The sequence below is a fragment of the uncultured Campylobacter sp. genome (assembly GCF_938045775.1).
GTDB lineage: Bacteria > Campylobacterota > Campylobacteria > Campylobacterales > Campylobacteraceae > Campylobacter_B.
In genome coordinates, this window is record NZ_CALIBH010000156.1 from 1 (window position 1) to 7904 (window position 7904).

Below are 7904 nucleotides of genomic sequence, written 5' to 3' on the forward strand. Positions count from 1 at the left end.
CGCAGACGGGCGCGCTAATTTTTACCTCCAAAAATGCGGTGGCGGCGATAAAATTTAATGAAATTTTGCCTGATTTAGATACGCCCGTTTACGCTATCGGCGAGCCGTGTGCGGCGGCTGCGCGCGAGTTTGGATTCCGCGATATTTTTCTGGCACGGCACGGGCACGGAAACGAGTTTGCCGCCGAGATCGCGCCGCTCTTGCAGGGCAGAGACGCGCTGTATCTGCGCGCGCGCGAGACGGTATCGAGGCTGGAGCAAATTCTATCTAGCGCCGGCGTGCGGCTGCAAAGCGTGATCGCCTACGAAAATTGCATCCTTAGCCTCCCCGCCGCCGCAAAGCCGCCGCAAGGCAGCACGCTGATTTTTACCTCGCCTAAGAACGTTCGCGGCTTTACCGCAAATTTCGGCTGGGACGGGGGCTACAGGGCGGTCTGTATCGGTAGGACGACGGCGAGCGTTTTGAGCGAGTTTTGCGAGCCGATAATCTGCGAAAGAATGTCGATAAAATCCTGCGTCGATCTGGCGCTTTTGCCATAGTTTAAGCAAATTTTGACTATAATTTTGCCCAAGCCTGGGTGAAGCGAGAGCGTTTTATATGAGGGTTCAACATATTTGTATAAGCGACGACGTGAGAGGTCCGTGTGACGCGGCTCGGCTCGAGCTTTTTTAAAGTTACGGGTTGCGACCTAGAGATTTTTCCTAGTTGCAAGATTGGCTTTGTTTGAGCCGATTCTTTTTACGCAACGCTCACTTGGGTTTTTTACGTTACGGAGGCTTCATTGAATATCCTAATAATCGGCGGCGGCGGTAGAGAATACGCGATCGGGCTAAGACTTCGCGAGGATAAAAACGTTTTAAATCTGTATTTTGCTCCGGGAAACGGCGCTACAAAGGCGCTCGGTAAAAATTTGGATTTAAAAGATTTTAATGAGCTCGCGCTCTTTGCCAAAAACAACGAGGTAGCTCTTACTATCGTGGGCGCCGAAGAGCCGCTTACAAAAGGGATCGTGGATATTTTTAAAGCGCAAGGTCTCGCGATATTCGGTCCTAGCGCCGCTGCGGCGAAGCTTGAGGGCTCCAAAGTCTATATGAAAGACTTTCTGGCGCGAAATCATATCAAAACCGCAAAATTCCTAAGCAGCGACGATCTATCCGAAATTTCAAAATTTATAGACGGTCTAAACGGCCGCGTCGTGGTCAAAGCAGACGGCCTGTGCGCGGGCAAGGGCGTCATCATCGCAAATTCCAGAGATGAAGCTAAAAAAGCCGCTGCAGATATGCTAAGCGGCGAAAGCTTTGGCGAAGCGGGCAAGCGCGTCGTTGTGGAGGAGTTTTTAGAGGGCTTCGAGCTGAGCTTTTTTGCGATCTGCGACGGGGAGAATTTCGTAAGCTTGCCTGTAGCACAGGATCACAAAAAGCTTCTTGACGGCGATCTGGGCCCGAATACCGGCGGCATGGGGGCTTATGCGCCAAGCCCGCTAGCGGATGCCGCGCTGATAAAAAGAGTGGGGAGCGAGATCGTCGCACCTACGCTAAAAGGGATGCAGCAGCAGGGCGCGCCCTTTTGCGGCGTGCTATTCGTGGGGCTTATGATCGTGAGCGGCGAGCCTTACGTGCTGGAGTACAACGTCCGCTTCGGCGATCCGGAGTGCGAGGTTTTGATGCCGCTAATTGACGGAAATTTGAGCGAAATTTTATACAACGCCGCCGTAGGCAAGCTAAACAGCATAAGCTTAAAAAAGCGATTTGCGGTAGGCGTCGTGATGGCTAGCGAGCGCTACCCTTACGGCTCTTCGCAGCCTGCTTTGATCGAGGTCGGCGAAATTCCTGCGGGAGCGCATATCTGCTACGCGGGCGTGAGCGAGCGGGAGGGGCAGATTTATGCTAGCGGCGGGCGCGTTTTGGTAAGCGTGGGCGTTGCGGAGAGCTTAAAGCAGGCGCGCGATGCGGCTTACGCGCTGTGCGAAAATATAAAATTTAGCGGCGCGCAGTATAGGCGCGATATCGCGCACCAAGCCTTAAGAGATAAAATTTGATCATCGCTCCGCTTAGCAAGCGCGTAATTGCGTTTAGTATCGACGAAGCGGTGAGCGTAACGCTTTTTGTGGTCGTGCTATTTGCTATCGACGAGCCAGAGCTTGTTGCAGCGGCGCAGAGCGGAAGCCATCTTGAGGTACAAAAGATCGCGTCAAAATTCATTTTGCATTACGCGATAATAAAATTTTTATATCAGGCGATTTTTGTCTATCTATACGGCGCGACGCTAGGCAAGCTTGCGGTTAAAATTTATTGCGTCCGCGCTGACGGCAGCTCTATAGATATCGCTACTGCAGCGATCCGCGCGGCGGTTAGGTTGATAAGCGAGATGATCTTTTATATGGGATTTTTGGTGGCGCTTTTTACGAACTCGCGTCAGAGCCTGCATGATATGGCGGCGAAAACATTGGTGGTAGAGATTGAAAAAGAGTAAAAAATTTAAAATTCTAGCGCTCAGTTTTAGCGCTCTTTTAGCAAGCAGTGCGAGCGCAAAGGTCCAAGACGTCGAGCTTATAGCGGATAATGTCGAGAAAAACGGCTTTTTGACGGAGGCTAGTGGCAACGTAACGGTGTATTCGCAGGACTACTTCATCACCGCCGATCGCGCTACATACGACGAGCAAAACGGCATCATCGAGCTTTTTGGTAACGTCAATGCGATGCGCGGTAGCAGCGAAACTACGCGTGCACAGCATGTCAAAATCGATCTGAAAAACGACAAGCAGCAAGCCGACGTAAATTTTATGATGGACAAGGACTCCGAGCTTTGGATGCAAAACGACGCCAGCTGCAGCGACAGCGAGTATTACCGCGTGGAGGGCTCTAGCGTATCTAGCTGCAACGTTACCGATCCTGATTGGCGCATCAAATTTAGCAGCGGTATGCTTAATAAAGAGAGCAAATTCCTCCATCTTTTTAATCCAAGATTTTACGTGGGCGACGTACCGGTGCTCTATCTGCCGTATTTCGGCTTTCCGACCGACCGTACGCGTCGCACGGGCTTGCTGCCTCCCGAGGCCGGCTACATCAGCAAGGAAGGGATTTACTACAAGCAACCGATCTATTTTGCGCCTTACGATAGCTGGGATTTTCAGCTCGATCCGCAGGTGCGCACGCGCAGGGGCTTTGGCGTATACGGGACATTTCGATTTACGGAGTCGCCGTATTCTTACGGCGAGATTAGAGGCGGAGTTTTCGATAACTTCTCGCGAGCGCAAAAACGCCTCGAATACAAAAACGAGCGCCATCACGGCTTTGAAGTGCAATACGATCGCAGCAAGCTTGCGACCTATCTGCTAGATGGTGATCTGCGCGAAAATTTATGGATCGACTTTACGCAGTTAAACGATCTGGAATATTACGATCTCAAACAAAAGGGAGGTCTTGGCAACGATGCGGATAATTCGCTTGTAACTTCGCGGCTGAATTATTATTTGACCGGTGACGAGCACTATTTTGGCGCTTATGGACGCTACTACATCGATACGAGCAAGCTAAATGCCGATAATACCTTCCGTAACGAAGATACCGTCCAAGAGCTTCCCACGCTGCAATATCATAAATTTAGCAATGATTTGGGGCTGCCAAATTTGATCTATTCGCTTGATGCGAAGGCGCGTAATTATACCAGATGGGAGGGCGCGACTGCTCGCCAATACGAGTTTGACGTACCGATTAGTATAAGCACGCCGCTACTGGCGGATTATTTAAATTTCGCCTTTACCGAGCGAGTGTATATGACCAATATCGATTGGCACGATAAATTCTACTACGCAAACGGCGATCTTGGCGAGGATAAAAGCACTTTCTACGCTAATCAATACACCGAGCTTTCACTCTACACCGACGTAGCCAGGGCTTACGATAGCTTGTATCACACTATGAGCTGGAGAGCGGATTTTAGAATTCCCGGATGGCAGCAAGGCGACATCGAGGATAGAATTTTAAAGTATCATCAGTATAAATACGACCTTGCTCGCGGCGCAGTAGATCGCTCGCGGCTGGGTAACTTGCAAGACTCGCTTTATTGGGAGGATAACTTCTTAAGCGAACTTAGTGACGAATACGCCCACGAAAATGCAGCTTTAAGTATGACGCAGTTTTTCTATAATGAAGACGGGCGTAAATTTTTACGCCATAGCGTCAAGCAGCGATATGACTTCGACGATCATGAGTTTGACGATTTAGAACACCGCATCGATGCGTATTTTGCAAATGGGCTAAATATCGGAAACCGCTTTACCTATTCGCATAAATATAAAAGTTTCGATAAGGTCTATACCTACGCCAACTACTCCAACGACGACTTTAGCTTTGGACTTAGTCACGCTTACGAATATGAAAAACTTAGCATGGAGCCTAAACGCTATACGAAAGATAACTATGGTATCGTAAACGCTTCGGTAAATTTGCCTAGGAATAATAAAATTTTTGGGCGTTGGGATTACGACTTGGAGCGATCTTATTCTAAAATGTGGCGCGTAGGACTTTCTCATACGCGCAAGTGTTGGAATTACTCTTTTGTGTATCAAGAGGATATCGAGCCTAAAAACACCAGTACGACGGGCTACAGCAAAGCAAGCAAGGAGCGCGGAATTTACTTTCTCGTAAATTTCTATCCGTTCGGCGGAGTAGGGTATGATTTTTCAGTAGATAGCGAATACGGAAGCGAAAAATAATGACGCCTAGAGCTGAGCTGATGTTTGAAAACCAAATCGACGCCGCGATGAAACTCGCAGAAATTTTACCCGCTACCGTGATCAAAAACGAAAATTTTCTAATAATCGCTCAATCCCTGGAGTCGCTTCCTATCGCAAACCATCTTGCTCTAAAATTAGGGCTTGCCTATGAGTTTTTATTCACAGAGCCCGTTTTAGCGCCAAATAATCCTGAATGCGCGATCGCGTGCGTAAGCGAGACCCAAGAGATCGTGATGGTAGATGAGCTCGTGCGAAGCTTCGGCATCAGCTTGGATTACGTTTACGGACAGGCGAACAGACTTTATGAGGAGAAAATTTTAAAAAATATGTATAAATTTCGCAAGGGCGAGCTTTTGGGAAATTTAGAGAAAAAAAACGTCATCTTGGTAGATGAGGGGTGTGAGAGCGGGCTGACCGCGCTTACTTGCATAAAAACTCTCGTAAGCTTAAACGCCAAAGCGATCTTCTACGCCACTCCCGTTATCGGCAGCGATAATGCGGACGAGATCGCCATGCTAGTAGATGGAATTTATGCTGTTCATAAGATCAGAAATTTTGTGAATGTGGATTTTTATTACAAAGAAAAAACGCTCTCAAGCGCGGAGGAGATAATGCAAATTTTAAACAAATGCCCGCTTTATCTGCCGTTTCACGAGACTAACAAAAACAAGGAGAAAATTAATGCAGTGCAAAATTGAAGTAAATGGCAATACCGAAATTTTCGATATCGACAAAGTTGCGAAACAAGCCGCGGGCGCGGCGCTTTTGCGCGTGAAAAATACCGTCGTGCTGGCTACCGTAGCGCGCGAAGAGACGCAGGTGCAGGAGGACTTTTTGCCCCTTACCGTGCAGTATATCGAGAAGATGTACGCAGCAGGCAGAATTCCCGGAGGCTACATCAAGCGCGAGACCAAGCCGGGCGATTTTGAGACGCTAACGAGCCGCATCATAGACCGCTCGCTGCGCCCGCTCTTTCCGAAGGGCTATGCATATCCGACGCAGATCGTAGTTTACGTGCTATCGGCAGATCCGGAGGTTGATCTGCAAGTCGTCGCTCTTAATGCGGCGTCTGCGGCGCTGTATCTTAGCGACATCCCGATTAAGGCGCCGGTTTGCGGCGTGCGCATAGGCTATCAAAACGGAAATTTTATCTTAAATCCGAGCAATTCCGCGCTTAAAGCTAGCGCGCTTGATCTTTACGTAGCGGGCGTCGGCGATGAGCTTTTGATGATCGAGATGCGCTCCCTGCCGCAGATTAACGGCGGAGCGCAGCAGATGAATGAATTTAGCGAAGATCTGATGGTAGATGCGATCGATTTTGCCGCAAAAGCGATAAGTGCGGGCTCGGGCGCCTACGAAGAGGCTTTTTTGCCGCTTAAAAAGCCGGATGCGAGCCTAGAGTACAAGCCTGAGATCGAGGATGAGGATATCGCGGACTTCATCGACGCAAATTACAAAGACGCCGTTAAAGCGGCGATCAATCAGATGGCAAAGAGCGAGCGCGCTACCGAGCTAAACAAAATCGTAGATCAAATTTTAACTACCGAAGCCGCTGCGCAAAACGAATGGAGCAAAGAGGTGATCTCTAGCGTCATCGGCAAGTATAAGCGCGGCATCATCCGCGCGCAGATCATTGAGGATCGCCGCAGAGCCGACGGACGCGCGCTTGATGAGGTGCGCCCGATCAGTATCGAGACAAATATCCTACCGTGCGCACACGGAAGCTGCCTATTTACGCGCGGACAGACGCAAGCTCTAGTCGTCACTACGCTAGGCGGAGATAGCGACGCGCAGCTAAGCGACAGCCTAACGCAGCTCGAGCCGATCAGCGATAGATTTATGTTTAATTACAACTTCCCGGGCTTTTGCGTCGGCGAAGCAAGTCCACTCAAAAGCCCCGGCAGACGCGAGCTAGGGCATGGAAATTTAGCCAAAAGAGCGCTATATCCGAGCATCGATCTAAACTCGCCGCAGTCTATCCGCGTGGTGAGCGAAATTTTAGAGAGCAACGGCTCAAGCTCGATGGCTTCGGTCTGCGGCGGCGCGCTATCGCTTCGGGCGGCGGGTGTGCCTACGCTAAAGCTCGTTGCGGGCGTCGCGATGGGCTTGATTTTTGAGGGCGAAAAACACGCCGTGCTAACCGACATAATGGGACTTGAGGATCACGACGGCGATATGGATTTTAAGGTCGCGGGCACCTACGAGGGCATCACCGCGCTTCAGATGGATATCAAGCTCGGCGGCATCAGCCTGGAGGTTTTAAAGGAGGCTCTCGCGCAGGCAAAGCAGGCTCGTGCGCATATTTTGGGTCTTATGGAGCAGGCGGACGCAGCGATCGTTATAAACGAGGACGTGCTTCCGAAGCTTGAAATTTTTAGCGTCGAGGCAAGCAAAATCCCCGACATCATCGGCCAGGGCGGCAAGGTCATCAAAGAGATCACCGAAAGCTTCGGCGTAAATATCGATCTGGATCGCGAAAAGGGCGAGGTCAAGATTCAAGGCGCCAAAGCTAGCTGCGTATCGGGCGCGAAAGAGAAAATTTTATCGATAGTCTCAAATTCTCGCGATTTTCGCAAGCCGCGCAATGAACGCAAAGAGGTAAAATTTCAGATCGGCGAGGAGTTTGACGGCGTGGTGCAAAGCGTGCTGGATTTCGGCACTTTTATCTCGCTGCGAGACGGCGTGGACGGGCTACTGCGCGCTAAATTTATCACGACGCCTTATCGTGCGGGCGATGTGGTGCGAGTGCGCGTGACCGATCAGAAAGGCACTAAAATTTCACTGGAATTAGCTTAAAATTTTAATAGGAGTATGAGATGCAGCTTAAAAAGATTTTTTTCCCTATCGGCGGCGGCGAGGAGCTGGCAGAGCGTATACACGGAGCGCTGCTCGTAAATAAATTTTTCGGCACGCACATCAACATAATGGCGTGCCAGCTCGATCCTAAGATGATTTACAATGTCCGTATGACGCTAAAAGGCGGCGTGTTGATGGAGGAATTTTTAAAATCCGCGGGCGATGAGATGAGGGCCGAGCGCGAGGAAATCAAAGCGATCTTCGACGCCGAATGCGCCAAGCTGGGCCTAGATCAAAACGACGACGATCACGTCCCAAATAGCGCCGCTTTGAGGCATATGGTGGGCATCCGCTCCGAGCTGGTCGAGAA

6 protein-coding genes and 1 pseudogene are annotated in these 7904 nt (G+C 50.0%); all 7 read left to right on the top strand.

From position 1 onward, the window contains the following. The coding region (locus Q0238_RS05825; RefSeq protein WP_297943868.1) for a uroporphyrinogen-III synthase at positions 1-539 on the top strand (539 nt) is incomplete at its 5' end. Positions 540-781: 242 nt separating this feature from the next. Beyond that, complete coding sequence (purD, locus tag Q0238_RS05830; protein WP_297943871.1) at positions 782-2038, top strand: phosphoribosylamine--glycine ligase; 1257 nt, start codon at positions 782-784, stop codon at positions 2036-2038. Continuing rightward, complete coding sequence (locus Q0238_RS05835) at positions 2035-2472, top strand: RDD family protein (RefSeq protein WP_297943874.1); 438 nt, start codon at positions 2035-2037, stop codon at positions 2470-2472. Before purD ends, Q0238_RS05835 begins: the two co-directional genes overlap by 4 nt. After that, a complete protein-coding gene (locus tag Q0238_RS05840) occupies positions 2459-4717 on the top strand; it encodes an LPS-assembly protein LptD (protein WP_297943877.1) in 2259 nt (752 codons plus the stop codon). The genes Q0238_RS05835 and Q0238_RS05840 overlap by 14 nt, the downstream gene beginning before the upstream one ends. Next, the gene (locus Q0238_RS05845; RefSeq protein ID WP_297943881.1) at positions 4717-5436 is read left to right on the top strand and encodes a phosphoribosyltransferase family protein; all 720 of its coding nucleotides are present in this window, start codon (positions 4717-4719) and stop codon (positions 5434-5436) included. Before Q0238_RS05840 ends, Q0238_RS05845 begins: the two co-directional genes overlap by 1 nt. Continuing rightward, positions 5420-7534, top strand: coding sequence for a polyribonucleotide nucleotidyltransferase (locus Q0238_RS05850; protein ID WP_297943882.1), 2115 nt, complete (start codon positions 5420-5422; stop codon positions 7532-7534). Before Q0238_RS05845 ends, Q0238_RS05850 begins: the two co-directional genes overlap by 17 nt. Before the next feature lie 20 nt (positions 7535-7554). After that, positions 7555-7904 (top strand): annotated as a pseudogene (locus tag Q0238_RS05855) (universal stress protein); the annotation flags it as partial.

Excerpts from the sequence above, each read along its gene's own strand:
- Q0238_RS05845 (WP_297943881.1), top strand. The coding sequence starts at position 4,717 with ATGACGCCTAGAGCTGAGCTGATGTTTGAAAACCAAATCGACGCCGCG.
- Q0238_RS05850 (WP_297943882.1), top strand. The coding sequence starts at position 5,420 with ATGCAGTGCAAAATTGAAGTAAATGGCAATACCGAAATTTTCGATATC.